This is a genomic window from Limnohabitans sp., from assembly GCF_040400975.1.
GTDB lineage: Bacteria > Pseudomonadota > Gammaproteobacteria > Burkholderiales > Burkholderiaceae_C > Limnohabitans_A.
Map to the genome: position 1 here is coordinate 1 of NZ_JBBAPF010000018.1, position 14085 is coordinate 14085.

At 59.2% G+C, this 14085-nt stretch carries 13 protein-coding genes; 12 read left to right on the forward strand and 1 reads right to left on the reverse strand.

The window, feature by feature from the left end; genetic code table 11:
• The 3 genes from ABWQ00_RS11045 to ABWQ00_RS11055 form a co-directional block, all read left to right on the forward strand.
• Positions 1-1075 (forward strand): large ribosomal subunit assembly factor BipA (locus tag ABWQ00_RS11045; protein ID WP_502908126.1); only part of this gene is annotated, 1075 nt, incomplete at its 5' end.
• A gap of 14 nt (positions 1076-1089) precedes the next feature.
• Positions 1090-1974, forward strand: coding sequence for a DMT family transporter (locus tag ABWQ00_RS11050; protein WP_353238729.1), 885 nt, complete (start codon positions 1090-1092; stop codon positions 1972-1974).
• Positions 1967-3049 (forward strand): enoyl-CoA hydratase/isomerase family protein, encoded by a 1083-nt coding sequence (locus ABWQ00_RS11055; protein ID WP_353238730.1) that lies wholly within the window; start codon positions 1967-1969, stop codon positions 3047-3049. Before ABWQ00_RS11050 ends, ABWQ00_RS11055 begins: the two co-directional genes overlap by 8 nt.
• Before the next feature lie 18 nt (positions 3050-3067).
• Here the strand turns inward: ABWQ00_RS11055 and smpB are convergent, their stop codons facing one another.
• On the reverse strand, positions 3068-3562 hold the full coding sequence (gene smpB / locus ABWQ00_RS11060; protein WP_353238731.1) for an SsrA-binding protein SmpB: 495 nt from the start codon (positions 3560-3562) through the stop codon (positions 3068-3070).
• Between the two features lie 94 nt (positions 3563-3656).
• Between smpB and ABWQ00_RS11065 the strand changes: the two genes are divergently transcribed.
• The 9 genes from ABWQ00_RS11065 (at position 3657) to ABWQ00_RS11105 (ending at position 14017) form a co-directional block, all read left to right on the forward strand.
• A complete protein-coding gene (locus tag ABWQ00_RS11065; protein ID WP_353238732.1) occupies positions 3657-4097 on the forward strand; it encodes a type II toxin-antitoxin system RatA family toxin in 441 nt (146 codons plus the stop codon).
• The gene (locus ABWQ00_RS11070) at positions 4090-4458 is read left to right on the forward strand and encodes an RnfH family protein (protein WP_353238733.1); all 369 of its coding nucleotides are present in this window, start codon (positions 4090-4092) and stop codon (positions 4456-4458) included. Before ABWQ00_RS11065 ends, ABWQ00_RS11070 begins: the two co-directional genes overlap by 8 nt.
• Positions 4459-4465: 7 nt before the next feature.
• Positions 4466-5374 (forward strand): class I SAM-dependent methyltransferase, encoded by a 909-nt coding sequence (locus ABWQ00_RS11075; protein WP_353238734.1) that lies wholly within the window; start codon positions 4466-4468, stop codon positions 5372-5374.
• An 85-nt stretch (positions 5375-5459) separates the two neighbouring features.
• On the forward strand, positions 5460-6929 hold the full coding sequence (guaB, locus tag ABWQ00_RS11080; RefSeq protein WP_353238735.1) for an IMP dehydrogenase: 1470 nt from the start codon (positions 5460-5462) through the stop codon (positions 6927-6929).
• 70 nt (positions 6930-6999) lie between these two features.
• Positions 7000-8613 (forward strand): glutamine-hydrolyzing GMP synthase, encoded by a 1614-nt coding sequence (gene guaA, locus ABWQ00_RS11085; protein ID WP_353238736.1) that lies wholly within the window; start codon positions 7000-7002, stop codon positions 8611-8613.
• A 141-nt stretch (positions 8614-8754) separates the two neighbouring features.
• The gene (locus ABWQ00_RS11090; RefSeq protein WP_353238737.1) at positions 8755-9105 is read left to right on the forward strand and encodes a hypothetical protein; all 351 of its coding nucleotides are present in this window, start codon (positions 8755-8757) and stop codon (positions 9103-9105) included.
• Entirely contained in the window at positions 9102-10472 is a 1371-nt protein-coding gene (tadA, locus tag ABWQ00_RS11095; RefSeq protein WP_353238738.1) for a tRNA adenosine(34) deaminase TadA, read from the forward strand. The genes ABWQ00_RS11090 and tadA overlap by 4 nt, the downstream gene beginning before the upstream one ends.
• 78 nt (positions 10473-10550) lie before the next feature.
• The gene (locus ABWQ00_RS11100) at positions 10551-11462 is read left to right on the forward strand and encodes an LD-carboxypeptidase (RefSeq protein WP_353238739.1); all 912 of its coding nucleotides are present in this window, start codon (positions 10551-10553) and stop codon (positions 11460-11462) included.
• A 77-nt stretch (positions 11463-11539) separates the two neighbouring features.
• Entirely contained in the window at positions 11540-14017 is a 2478-nt protein-coding gene (locus ABWQ00_RS11105) for a penicillin acylase family protein (protein ID WP_353238740.1), read from the forward strand.
• Positions 14018-14085: the final 68 nt, after the last annotated feature.

Consider the following 14085-nt stretch of genomic DNA (forward strand, 5'->3'; position numbering starts at 1 on the left):
TGGGCGAACCGTCAAAGGCCGCATCAACCAGGTCCTGACCTTTCAGGGCCTGGACCGCGTGCAGGTGACCGAAGCCGGACCGGGCAACATTGTGCTGATCAACGGCATTGCGGACATCGGCATCGGCGTGACGGTCACCGACGTGGCCAACCCGATGCCCCTGCCCATGCTCAAGGTCGATGAGCCCACGCTGACCATGAACTTCTGCGTGAACACCAGCCCATTGGCTGGCCGTGAAGGCAAGTTCGTGACCAGCCGCCAAATTTGGGACCGACTGCAAAAAGAGTTGCAACACAACGTCGCCTTGCGCGTCAAAGAAACCGACGAAGACGGCATCTTTGAAGTCGCCGGTCGTGGTGAATTGCACCTGACCATCTTGCTTGAAAACATGCGCCGCGAAGGCTACGAGTTGGCTGTTTCTAAGCCCCGCGTGCTGTACCGTGATGTCAATGGCGAGCGCCATGAACCCATCGAGTTGGTCACCGCCGACATCGAAGAGACCCACCAGGGTGGCGTGATGCAAGCCCTGGGTGAGCGCAAGGGTGAACTGGTCAACATGGAACCCGATGGTCGCGGTCGTGTCCGTCTGGAATACCGCATCCCGGCACGTGGTCTGATCGGTTTCACGAACGAATTCCTGAATTTGACCCGTGGCTCCGGTCTGATTTCCAACATCTTTGACGGCTACGAGCCTCACAAGGGTGAAATCGGTGGCCGCAAAAACGGTGTGTTGATCTCCATGGACGACGGTGAAATTTTCACCTACGCCTTGGGCAAACTTGATGACCGTGGCCGCATGTTCGTCAAGGCGAACGATCCGGTGTATGAGGGCATGATTGTGGGTATTCACAGCCGTGACAACGATCTGGTGGTCAATGCCACCCGCACCAAGCAGTTGACCAACTTCCGCGTGTCCGGCAAAGAAGATGCGATCAAGATCACGCCTCCGATTGACTTGACGCTGGAGTACGGCGTTGAGTTCATCGAGGACGACGAACTGGTTGAAATCACGCCCAAGAGCGTGCGTCTGCGCAAGCGCTTCCTTAAGGAAAGCGACCGCAAGCGCAACAAGTGATGGGCTGATTGATCATGCGCATGACCCACGGCCTGGCCGTCTGGACCATGGTGGGCTGCACCGCCCTGTGGTCCATGGCTGGGGTTGTCACGCGGCACTTGGAGGAAGCACGTAGCTTCGAAGTCACCTTCTGGCGCAGCTTTTTCACCGTTGTGTCCCTGCTGGTCATTCTGCCTTTGTGGCAGGGCAGGGGGGTGTGGTCGCGCTTACCTTGGCGCAACCGCTACTTTTGGCTTTCTGGCGTGTGCTGGAGCGTGATGTTCACCGCTTTCATGGTGGCGTTGACGCTCACAGCGGTCGCCAATGTGTTGATCACCATGGCCGTTGGGCCCTTGCTCACGGCCTTGTTCACGCGCGTATTTTTGCGCCACCAACTGCCATTGCGCACTTGGGTGGCCATTGTGCTGGCGGGTATCGGGATTGGCTGGATGTATGGCACCCAGCTGAGTTTGGGAGACCCCAACTTTTTACTGGGTTCCTTGGTGGCCTTGTGTGTGCCCATCGCGGGTGCCGTGCAGTGGACCTTGGCGCAAAAAAGCCAAAGCGATGGCCACAGTCTGGATTTGGTGCCCTCGGTGTTGTTGGGCGCCGTGTTCTCTACTTTATTCACTTTGCCTTTGGCCATGCCTTTCCAAGCATCGGCCCACGATGTGGGCTTACTTGCAATTTTGGGCTTGTTCCAGTTGGCCATTCCCTGTGTGTTGTCAGTGATTTGCGTGCGGGTGCTCAAAGCCCCTGAGGCATCCTTGCTGTGTCTACTTGAAATCGTGTTTGGCATCGCCTTGGCTTGGTGGGGAGCCAATGAAGCCCCGCAAATGAGCGTATTGTTGGGCGGGTCCCTGGTCCTGGGGGCTTTGCTCATGAACCAATGGTTAGGCTGGAAACAAAACAATGACTGAAGTCATCGCTCAAATTGAAGGCCGCATTGGCTGTATCACCCTCAACCGCCCCAAGGCGCTGAACGCCTTGACGCTGGACATGGTGCGGGCCTTGACGCAGGCTTTGCTCGATTGGCAATCCAACCCTCAAGTGCTGGCCGTGGCGGTGCGCGGTACTGGCAAAGAAGGCCCATTTGGGGCTTTTTCTGCAGGCGGAGACATTCGCTTTTTCCATCAAGCTGCACACGCGGGCGATGCCTCATTGGGTGATTTCTTCACCGAAGAGTACCGCCTGAACCACCTGATCCATACTTACAGCAAGCCCTATATCGCCTTCATGGATGGCATCGTCATGGGTGGCGGCATGGGCATCAGCCAGGGCGCTAGCGTGCGTGTGGTGACCGAGCGCACCAAGATGGCCATGCCCGAAACCCACATTGGTTTGTTCCCGGATGTGGGTGGGGGTTTTTTCCTGAGCCGTTGCCCGGGGCGTCTGGGCGAATACCTGGGCCTGACGGGTCAGATGCTGAGCGGTCCCCAAGCCGTGGCCGCCAAGTTGGCCGACATCGCACTGACCAGCGGCATGCTCGAGTCCATCTGGCAAACCTTGATCAGCAGCCCTTTTGAAAACGCCGAATCGGTTGAGCGCTGGGTGCTGGCCCAAGCCGGTGCAATGGCACCTGAGAAGCTGACGCCTCAGCCGCAAATTGATGAAGTGTTTGGTCTGCCCAGCATGGCCGACATGTTGCACAAATTGGAGTCGGCCACTGACGAATGGAGTCAGAAAACTGCACATGTCTTGCGCCACCGCTCACCCTTGATGCTGCACGTGGTGCTGGAACAAATCCGCCGCGCAAGACAAATGAGCCTGGCCGATGATCTGCGCATGGAACGCGACATGGTCTATCACTGTTTCCACCTGCGTTCGGTGGCCGACAGCGATACGGTGGAAGGCATCCGCGCCTTGGCTGTGGACAAAGACCACAGTCCGAACTGGAAACCGGCCCGTGTGGAAGATGTGGATCTGTCAGAAGCGGCAGGTTTCTTTGTGAGCCCTTGGCCCTCAGACCACCATCCTCTGCGAGATTTGAGCTGAACGCTTGGGCTTTGGTGATCAGCGGTCGCGGTGGCGGCTTTTCATGGCGCGTTCGACTTCTCGCTTGCCTTCACGGTCCTTGATGGTGTCGCGCTTGTCGTGCTCGGCCTTGCCCTTGGCCAGCGCAATGTCACATTTAACCTTGCCAGCTTTCCAATGCAAATTGATCGGCACCAGCGTGTAGCCCTTTTGCTCGATCTTGCCAATCAGCCGCTTGATCTCTTCCTTGTTCAGCAGCAGTTTGCGTGTGCGTGCGGCCTCGGGGTTGATGTGGGTCGATGCGGTTTTGAGCGGGTTGATCAGGCAGCCGATGATGAACAGCTCACCATTGCGGATGACCACATAACCGTCGGTGAGCTGCACCTTGCCTTCACGGATCGCCTTGACTTCCCAGCCTTCCAGCACCATGCCGGCCTCGTAACGCTCTTCAAAAAAATAGTCGAACGACGCTTTTTTGTTCTCGGCAATCTTGGCAAAGGTGGGCGCAGCAGGGGGCTTTTTGGTGGTGGCCATGAGGAGCAGATAAGGACGGCACGGCCGTTCGCAAGGATGTGCAGCAGGATCAAGTGACTGCAGGCGCGTCGAAAAACTACAATCGCTGCATTGTATGAAGAATATCCACAAGTCCGTTCTGATTTGGTACACGCCAGAAGAAATGTTTCGCCTCGTGACCGACGTGGCGCGCTACCCCGAATTTTTGCCTTGGTGTGACCGTGCCAGCGTGCTCGAAACCGACGCCCAAGGCATGGTGGCCGAGGTCGGCATCAGCCTGGGCGGCATTCAGCAAACCTTCACTACCCGCAACACCCACGAAGAAGGTCGTTCGGTCGGCATGAGCCTGGTGAATGGCCCCTTTTCCAACCTGAGTGGCATGTGGCGCTTCACGCCTGTGGGCGATGGCACGCAACGCGCCTGCAAAGTGGAGCTGGATTTGCAGTACGGTTTTTCTAGCAAAACCCTGGCAGCGCTGGTGGGGCCGGTGTTCGACAAGATCGCGGCCAGCTTGGTGGATGCTTTTGTCAAACGTGCCGAATCGGTGTATGGCTGAACAGTTTGTTCAAGTCACCCTTTGCTGGAGTTTGGCCCCTCGGCATGTGCAAGAAATTCACCTGCAGGTTCCCGCAGGGAGCACCGTCCAGGTCGTGCTGGAGCGCGGCGTGACGCAACTTTTGCAAAGCCCGGGGTGTACCGATGACATAGCCTTGTCATCTCTGCAGTTTCAACAACCTGGCATTTGGGGCAAAAAAGTGCCCTGGACCCAGGTGGTGCAAGCCGAAGACCGCATCGAGTTGTACCGCCCCCTCAAGGTCGACCCCAAAGTCGCACGGCGCCAGCGCTTCAAGCGCCAAGGCAAAGGCCGCACGGGTCTCTTTGCCAAGCGCAAAAGTGGGTCTGCTGCCGGGTATTGAAATCAGCATGCAAGCCCTTTTGAACGCCATCGCCCAGATGGCCAACACCGGCGATGCGCATCGGGTGTTCCACGGTCGTGGCGGCTTGTACCCCGGTTGCGAGCACTGGACCCTGGATTGGTTTTCGCCCGTCTGGGTTTTGACCAGCTTCAAAATCGTGAGCGAGTACGAGCTGGCCCTGTGCCACCAGGCCCTGGCGCAACGCTGGGACACCTTGGCGCCCAGCGAGCCGCTCAACTGGGTGTTCCAATGCAGAGCGCAGGGCGAAGCGCAAACCCGCCTCATGGCGGGCAGCGTGCCCGAACCGCATGTGGTAACTGAGCAAGGCGCCAAGTACCTGGTGCACGTGATGCGCGGGCAAAACCATGGCCTTTTCTTGGACATGGCCAAAGGGCGCGAGTGGCTCAAACGCCATGCAAAGCACGAAAACATCCTCAACCTGTTCGCCTACACCTGTGCGTTTTCGGTGGTAGCGCTGCAGGGTGGGGCGGCGCAGGTGCTCAACCTCGACATGAGTCATGGCGCGCTGGCCGTGGGCCAGCAAAACCACCGCCTGAACGACCTGCCCGCCAAAGCCCGTTTTTTGGGCCACGACATCTTCAAGACTTGGGGCAAGATCAACAAAATGGGGCCATATGGCGTGATCGTCATTGACCCGCCCAGTTATCAAAAGGGCAGCTTCATCGCCACCAAAGACTACATCAAGCTGATCCGCCGTTTGCCAGATTTGCTGGAGCCTCAAGGCCATGTGCTGCTGTGTCTGAACGCGCCCGAGTTGGACACGCAGTTTTTGCATGAACAGGTGGCCGAGGCCGCTCCTTGTTTGCATTTTGTCGAGCGCTTGGCCAATCCGGCGGCATTTGTGGATATCGATCCTGAAAAGTCGCTCAAAGTGCTGCATTACCAAAACGCATGAGTCTTTTCAGCCATCGTTTTTGAGGTCAGATCAGGGAAATCCCTTGGTCTACACGGGTACAATCGATCTTTTGGAGCTCTAGCTTATGCGCCTACTCGGTAAAGCCCTGACTTTTGACGACGTTCTCCTCGTCCCCGCGTACTCCCAAGTCCTGCCCAAGGACACATCGCTCGCGACGCAATTCACCCGCAACATCCGCCTGAACCTGCCCTTGGTGTCCGCTGCCATGGATACCGTGACCGAAGCACGCCTGGCCATCGCCATCGCTCAAGAAGGCGGCATCGGCATCGTGCACAAAAACCTCACAGCGCAAGAGCAAGCCGCACAGGTGGCCAAGGTCAAGCGTTACGAGTCCGGCGTGCTGCGCGACCCAGTCGTGATCACCCCCGACACCACCGTGCGCCAGGTCATGGCCTTGTCGGATGAACTCGGTGTGTCGGGCTTTCCCGTCTGTGACGGCGGTAAAGTGGTCGGTATCGTGACTGGCCGTGATTTGCGCTTTGAGACCCGCTACGACCAAAAAGTCAGCGAGATCATGACCCCGCGCGAGCGCCTGGTCACCGTGCCCGAAGGCACCACGCCTGAGCAAGCCAAACACCTGCTCAACAAACACAAACTCGAACGCCTCCTGGTGGTGAACGATGCCTTCGAGCTCAAGGGCCTGATCACGGTCAAAGACATCACCAAACAACTCAACTTTCCCAATGCGGCCCGGGACAGCGCAGGCAAGCTGCGCGTGGGCGCGGCTGTGGGTGTGGGCGAGGGTACCGAAGAGCGCGTGGCAGCACTGGCCCGTGCCGGTGTCGACGCCATCGTGGTGGACACCGCGCACGGTCACAGCAAAGGCGTGCTCGACCGGGTGCGCTGGGTCAAACAAAACTATCCGCATATCGATGTCATTGGCGGCAACATCGCGACTGGCGCAGCCGCTTTGGCCCTGGTCGAAGCCGGTGCCGACGCGGTGAAAGTGGGCATTGGCCCCGGCTCGATCTGCACCACGCGTATCGTGGCGGGCGTGGGCGTGCCGCAAATCATGGCGGTGGATTCTGTGGCCACAGCGCTCAAAGGCACTGGCGTGCCGCTGATTGCTGACGGCGGTATCCGCTACAGCGGCGACATCGCCAAAGCCATTGCCGCAGGCGCAGGCACGGTGATGATGGGTGGCATGTTCGCGGGCACCGAAGAGGCACCCGGCGAAATCGTGCTGTTTCAGGGCCGCAGCTACAAGAGCTACCGCGGCATGGGCTCGATTGGTGCCATGCAGCAGGGCAGCGCTGACCGCTACTTTCAGGAATCCAGCACCGGCAACCCGAATGCCGACAAACTGGTGCCCGAAGGCATCGAAGGCCGCGTGCCCTACAAAGGCTCGGTCGTGGCCATCATTTACCAAATGTCGGGCGGCTTGCGTGCCAGCATGGGTTACTGCGGCTGCGCGACGATAGAGGCCATGCACAACGATTCTCAGTTTGTGGAAATCACGGCTGCCGGCATCCGCGAAAGCCATGTGCACGATGTGCAGATCACCAAGGAAGCCCCGAATTACCGGGCCGACTAAAATCTAAACCTGATCACCAAGGCGTCTGCACCCCAGACGCCTTTTCATTTCTCAAAGAACGACGCCTGCCATGCAGCATTCCAAGATCCTGATCCTCGACTTCGGCTCGCAAGTTACCCAGCTCATCGCACGTCGCGTGCGCGAAGCCCATGTGTTTTGCGAAGTGCATCCTTGTGATGTGAGCAGCGACTGGGTGCGCGAGTTCGCCAAAGACGGCAAGCTCAAGGGGGTGATCCTGTCGGGCAGCCACGCCAGCGTGTACGAGGTGGACGACAAAGCCCCCGATGCGGTGTTCGAGTTGGGCGTGCCGGTTTTGGGCATTTGCTACGGCATGCAAACCATGGCCCAGCAGCTGGGTGGCAAGGTGGAGGCGGGCACCACCCGCGAATTTGGCTACGCCGAAGTCCGGGCCCATGGCCACACCGAACTGCTCAGAGGCATCGAAGACTTCGCCACCCCCGAAGGCCACGGCATGCTCAAGGTCTGGATGAGCCACGGCGACAAGGTCACGGCCATGCCTGCTGGCTTCAAGGTCATGGCCTCTACCCCGGCTTGCCCGATTGCGGGTATGGCCGACGAGTCGCGTCACTTCTATGCCGTGCAGTTCCACCCCGAAGTCACGCACACCGTTCAGGGCCAGGCCCTGCTCAACCGTTTTGTGCTTGACATCTGCCAAGCCCGCCCTGACTGGATCATGGGTGACTACATTCAAGAAGCTGTGGCCAAGATCCGCGAGCAAGTGGGTGACGAAGAGGTCATCCTGGGCTTGTCGGGAGGCGTCGATTCGTCGGTGGCGGCGGCGCTCATTCACCGCGCCATCGGCGACCAGCTGACCTGCGTGTTTGTGGACCACGGCCTGTTGCGCTTGAATGAAGGCGACATGGTCATGGAGATGTTCGTTGGCAAGTTGCAAGCACATGTCATCCGCGTCGATGCCAGCGATTTGTTCCTCGGCAAACTGGCAGGGGTGAGCGACCCCGAAGCCAAACGCAAGATCATTGGCGGCTTGTTTGTGGACGTATTCAAAGAGCAGGCTGCGAAATTGAAAGCTGGCGACGGCGGTCACAAAGGTGCGACCTTTTTGGCGCAAGGCACGATTTACCCTGACGTGATCGAGTCCGGCGGCGCCAAGAGCAAAAAGGCCGTGACCATCAAAAGCCACCACAACGTGGGCGGTTTGCCCGAGCAACTGGGCCTCAAACTGCTGGAGCCTCTGCGTGAGCTGTTCAAAGACGAGGTGCGCGAACTGGGCGTGGCACTGGGCTTGCCCCGCGAGATGGTTTACCGCCACCCCTTTCCCGGCCCGGGATTGGGCGTGCGCATTCTGGGCGAAGTGAAAAAAGAATACGCCGACCTGCTGCGCCGTGCAGACGCAATCTTCATCGAAGAACTGCGTAATTTCACCGATGAATCCGGCAAGACCTGGTACGACCTGACCAGCCAGGCCTTCACCGTGTTCTTGCCCGTGAAAAGCGTGGGCGTGATGGGCGATGGCCGCACTTATGACTATGTGGTGGCTTTGCGTGCGGTGCAAACCAGCGATTTCATGACCGCCGACTGGGCCGAGCTGCCTTACGCGCTGCTCAAGAAAGTGTCGGGGCGCATCATCAACGAAGTGCGCGGCATCAACAGAGTGACCTACGACGTGTCGAGCAAGCCACCGGCGACGATCGAGTGGGAGTGAGAGACAAGGCACCTTCGGGTGCCTTTGTTTTGATACATTCCGTCAGACATGCACCACCCTCAACCACTTCACAGCACCCCAATGCGGGTTGTTCAACCTGTCTTGCGAGAGCATCCTTTGCCCTTTCAGGGATGAAAAAACGTGTTTGAACATTACAGCAAGCCTTTGATCCCCCAGGCGGACTACCACCGCCGATTGGTCGGTGCTGCAGGCACAGCCTTGCTGTTGGTTGTGGTTTCTTTGGCGGTGGGCATGCTTGGGTACCACGCCATTGAAGGCCAGCCTTGGATCGATGCTTATCTGAGCGCTGCCATGATTTTGTCGGGCATGGGACCGGTGGGCGAGCCGCTTACCCAAGCAGGCAAATTGTTTGCTGGCAGCTATGCGCTCTACAGCGGTTTTGTCGCATTGATTTGTGTTGGCGTGCTGGGCGCACCCGTGCTTCACCGGTTTTTACACCGCTTTCACATTGAAGAGGATGCCGACGCATGAACGGTTGGACCGACGAGCAAGGCATGCGCCTGGCCTTGGAGCAAGCTCGCGAGGCCTCAGCCGCCGGTGAGGTCCCGGTGGGGGCCGTGGTCGTCAAAGACGGCCAGGTGATCGCCAAGGGCCGCAATGCCCCGATTGCCAGCCATGACCCGACGGCGCATGCCGAGGTGGTGGCGCTGCGCGAAGCGGCCCGGGTGCTCGGGAATTATCGGCTCGACGGCTGCACGCTTTATGTGACGCTGGAGCCATGCGCCATGTGCAGCGGCGCCATGTTGCATGCGCGGGTGGACCGTGTGGTGTTTGGGGCAGCCGACCCGCGCACCGGAGTGGCGGGCTCGGTGCTCAACCTGTTTGAGCACAATCAACTGAACCACCAAACCCAGGTCACAGGCGGCGTGCTGGCTGAGGATTGCGGCCAGTTGCTCAAAGACTTTTTCAGGCCCAAGCGAATGAACCCACACCCGCTCAGAGAAGACGCTTTGCGCACCCCCGACGAGGCCTTTGTCGATTTGCCAGATTACCAGTGGGAGCCGCGCTATGTGAGCGATCTGCCCAGCGTCGCAGGTCTGCGCATGCACTACCTGGATGAAGGCGACGTGAATGCGCCACTGACCTGGCTTTGCCTTCACGGCAACCCGGCCTGGAGTTATCTCTACCGCAAGATGATCCCGGTTTGGCAGGCGGCGGGGCACCGTGTGGTGGCCCCCGACCTGATCGGCTTTGGCAAGAGCGATAAGCCCAAGAAGGACAGTTTTCACAGCTTTGAAACGCATCGGCAGTCATTGCTCGACTGGATCGATCGGCTTGACTTACAGCGCGTGGTGCTGGTGGTACAAGACTGGGGGGGCATTTTGGGGATGACTTTGCCCATGGCCTCACCAGAGCGTTACAAAGGCCTGCTGGTCATGAACACCACCTTGGCCACGGGTGACGCTCCTTTGAGCGAGGGTTTTCTGGCCTGGCGGTCATGGTGCCAAAGTCAACCGCTGTTCGATGTGGGCAAACTGTTTGCCCGTGGCAACCGCAGCATGACGGCCCCAGAGACGGCGGCCTACAACGCGCCGTTTCCGGACAAAGGCTACCGAGCCGCGCTGCGCGCCTTTCCACCCATGGTGCCTGAGTTTGCTGATTCGCCCGGTGCGGCCATCTCGCGGCAAGCGCGTGACTTTTGGCGCGACGCTTGGCAAGGTCAGACATTCATGGCCATTGGCCAGCAAGACCCCGTGTTGGGCGAGCCGGTGATGCGCCAATTACAAAGTCAAATCAAAGGCTGCCCAGAGCCCATGCTACTGCCGGATGCGGGCCATTTTGTGCAGGAGCAGGGCAGGGCGATTGCACAGGCGGCTGTGCGACACTTCAGGCCTTGATGCGTTCCGCTTGCACCGTTCAAGTTGCAGCTTTTGCCGTCCCAAGGCAAAACGGTTTTTGCCTTTGACCAAGAATTCATGGCCCACATTTATATTTTTTCTCCCTCCAGCGCGGTGCGCGACAAATCTGCATTCCGTCGCGGCCTCAAGCGCTTGAAAGCCCAAGGCCATGAAGTTGAGGTGGATGAAGCCGCATTGGCCAGCCACATGCGCTTTGCCGGGGACGATGCCACGCGCATCGCAGCCATCACCCGCGCTGCAGCCAGTGGCGCCGATGTGGCCCTGATTTCCCGCGGTGGCTACGGCCTCACGCGCATCCTGCCCAGCTTGCCCTACAAAGCCATTGCCAAGGCCATCGATGGCGGCACGCAGTTTGTGGGTTTGAGCGATTTCACAGCCTTCAACCAAGCCGTTTACGCCAAGACCGGGCGCATCAGCTGGCAAGGTCCAGCTTTAGGTGAAGACTTCGGTCCCGAAGAAGAACCCGATGACATCATGCAAGCCTGCTTTGATGACCTGCTGTTGGAGCAGGGTGAGGGCACTGGTTGGCATCTGCCCAAGCTGGAGGCTGAGAGCCGCGTGCTGGTGAAAGACGCGCCACTTTGGGGTGGCAACCTCACGGTGTTGAACTCGCTGCTGGGTACGCCATATTTCCCTCAAATCAAGGGCGGTGTGCTGTTCATCGAAGACGTTGGCGAGCACCCATACCGGGTGGAGCGGATGCTGACCCAGTTGCTGCATTCGGGCGTTTTGAACCAGCAAAAAGCGGTGTTGATGGGTCAATTCACCCATTACAAATTGGTGCCCACACACGATAAAGGCTTCAAACTGAACACCGTCCTCGATGGGTTGCGTAGCCAGATCAAGGCCCCGGTACTCACCGGTTTGCCTTTTGGCCATGTGGCGACCAAGGTGCTGCTGCCCGTGGGTGCCAAAGTCGACCTTGTCACCGAAGGGCGTGACGCGCTGATGGTTTGGGGCCACATTTAAAGCTTGGAGAATGGCCTCGAATGAAGGTCTGAGCGAACCACCCAAGAGGCGCACCCATCGCCCGCACGGAGACACCCATGAAATGGATCGGACGACTTGTTTTGCTGCTGCTGGCCGCTGTGCTGGCGGCGGGCGGCGTATTGGCCGTGCACTTGCTGCGCAGCATGCCGCAACTCAACGGTCAACTCAAACTGGCGGGTTTGGGTGCCCCGGTCAACATCACCCGCGATGCCGCGGATGTGACGCACATTGAAGGTGCCTCCGCCCTGGACACTTGGCGCGCACTGGGATTTGTGCACGCCCAAGAGCGCGGCTGGCAGCTTGAATTCAACCGCCGCCTGATGCGCGGTGAGTTGTCTGAGATTTTGGGCACTGCCACGCTGGACACCGACAAACTCATGCGCACGTTGGGCATCATCGGCATGGCGCAAAAACAGTTGAAGGGTTTATCGCCCGCAACTCAAGCGGCCTTGCAGGCCTACAGCGAGGGCATTCAGAACGCCTGGCAAAGCGGTGCGGTGCGGCCATCGCCCGAATTCAAGATCCTCGGCACCGTGGCCGGTGGCCACAAAGGCCAAGCCTGGTCACCCGAAGACAGTGTGGGCTGGGCGCTGATGATGGCCCTCGATTTGGGGGGCAACTGGGGTCAGGAATTTGCCCGTTTGTCCGCGTCGCAGGTGCTCAACCATGAGCAACTGTGGCAACTCATGCCGCCTTACCGGGGTGATAAACCCGTTTCTGCAGTCGACCTGCCGGCCTTGTATGCTGAGCTGGGCGTGTACGCGGCCAAAGGCAAAACCGCGTCGGCCATCCAGCCTGCCTCGAACGCTTTGGCCCAATGGTCGGCCGACTGGGTGCGCGATGTTGGCATTCTGGAAGGCAAGGGCAGCAACAACTGGGTGGTGCCTGGCAGCCGCAGCGTCAGCGGCAAGCCCCTGCTGGCCAACGATCCGCATTTGGCTTTGAGTTCGCCAGCCATTTGGTATTTCGCCCGCCTCCAAGCGCCTGCAGGGCAATTGCCCGGTGGGCACAAACACCCCGCGCTGGATGTGATTGGGGCTACCTTGCCCGGATTGCCTTTTGTGGTGCTGGGCCGCACGCAAGGCGTGGCCTGGGGCTTCACCAACACCGGGCCAGACGTTCAGGACTTGTACCTGGAACAACTGGACGCCACCAAACCCGGCCAATACCGCACACCCACCGGCTGGGCCTCATTCGAAGAGCGCGCCGAAACCATCCGCGTCAAAGGGCAGGGCGATGTGACCCTCACAATTCGCAACACGCGGCACGGGCCTGTCATCAGCGATGTTCAAGCGCAATACCGCCAGCTGATTGACGGCCAGCGCTACGCCGTCAGCTTGCGCTGGTCAGCCTTGACTGAAGACAATAAGACGGTTGAATCGGGCATGTTGACCAACTGGGCGCAAACCGTGCCGGAACTGCAAAAGGCTTTCACCGACAACCATGCGCCCATGCAAAGCGTGGTCATGGCCGACACGCAGGGCGACGTGGCGTTTCAGGCCGTGGGCAAACTGCCCATACGCTCGCCGCAAAACGACATTCGGGGAGTCGCACCCGCCCCAGGTTGGCTGGCCCAATACGACTGGACCGGTTGGTTGCCCGCTGAGCAAAACCCTTCGGTGAATCGCCAAGCCATCGAAGCCAAGGGCTGGCACGCCACCGCCAACCAGAACATCCTGCCGCCCGGTTATGCGCATTTTGTGGGAGGCGACTGGACCACGCCCGAGCGCTTTGAGCGCATTGAACAATTGCTGGCGGCCAGCCCGAAACACAGCCGAGAAAGCCTGCAAGCCATCCAAAACGACGTCATGTCTCTGGGCGCTAAGGCGCTGCTTCCGGCTGCTCTGACTGCCAAACCTCAACACCCGCTGGGCGCTCAGGCCCTGAAAATGCTCAGCACTTTTGATGGTCAGATGAAGGCCGACAGTGCCGCTGCGCTGGTGTTCAACGTCTGGGCCGATGAATTGACACGGGGCTTGCTGGTGCCGCATTTGGGGGCCGAGCGTTTTCAGGCGCTTTACGGCAAACGCCATTTTCGCGCGGCGGTAGAGGGCATCTTGAACCGCTCGGACGCATTTTGGTGTGGCGCTGCCGGCTGCCCAGCACAAGTGTCTGCTGCACTCGACCGCGCTTTGGCCCGCATTGCAGCTCAACAAGGCCAGGACATGCGTGCCTGGCGCTGGGGTGCTTGGCATCCGGCCATCAGCAGCCACAAGCCCTTTGGCAAAGTGCCTTTGCTGAACACCATTTTTGATGTGCGCACCGAAAGCGCAGGGGATTTGTTCACGGTGAACGTGGGGCAATACTGGGCCAATGACCTGAAGGAGCCTTTTGCCAACCGCCACGCGGCTTCGATGCGTGCGGTTTATGACTTGGCCGATCCTGATCAATCGGTCTTCATTTACCAAACCGGTCAATCAGGTCATGTTTTTGATACCCGTAGCCGATCGATGGCCAAGGCGTGGGCATCGGGGCAATACCGGCCCCTTCAACATAAAAGTACAGCTGTTCACCGCTTGCTCTTGACGCCCTGAACAACAACCGTTGATCGAAGTGGGCTGGTGCTGCTGGATCATCCTCACTCTAGATTGGACGTTTCAGA

Coding starts and splice junctions, on each gene's coding strand:
- ABWQ00_RS11050 (WP_353238729.1), top strand. CDS start 1,090: ATGCGCATGACCCACGGCCTGGCCGTCTGGACCATGGTGGGCTGCACC.
- ABWQ00_RS11055 (WP_353238730.1), top strand. CDS start 1,967: ATGACTGAAGTCATCGCTCAAATTGAAGGCCGCATTGGCTGTATCACC.
- smpB (WP_353238731.1), bottom strand. CDS start 3,562: ATGGCCACCACCAAAAAGCCCCCTGCTGCGCCCACCTTTGCCAAGATT.
- ABWQ00_RS11065 (WP_353238732.1), top strand. CDS start 3,657: ATGAAGAATATCCACAAGTCCGTTCTGATTTGGTACACGCCAGAAGAA.
- ABWQ00_RS11070 (WP_353238733.1), top strand. CDS start 4,090: ATGGCTGAACAGTTTGTTCAAGTCACCCTTTGCTGGAGTTTGGCCCCT.
- ABWQ00_RS11075 (WP_353238734.1), top strand. CDS start 4,466: ATGCAAGCCCTTTTGAACGCCATCGCCCAGATGGCCAACACCGGCGAT.
- guaB (WP_353238735.1), top strand. CDS start 5,460: ATGCGCCTACTCGGTAAAGCCCTGACTTTTGACGACGTTCTCCTCGTC.
- guaA (WP_353238736.1), top strand. CDS start 7,000: ATGCAGCATTCCAAGATCCTGATCCTCGACTTCGGCTCGCAAGTTACC.
- tadA (WP_353238738.1), top strand. CDS start 9,102: ATGAACGGTTGGACCGACGAGCAAGGCATGCGCCTGGCCTTGGAGCAA.
- ABWQ00_RS11100 (WP_353238739.1), top strand. CDS start 10,551: ATGGCCCACATTTATATTTTTTCTCCCTCCAGCGCGGTGCGCGACAAA.
- ABWQ00_RS11105 (WP_353238740.1), top strand. CDS start 11,540: ATGAAATGGATCGGACGACTTGTTTTGCTGCTGCTGGCCGCTGTGCTG.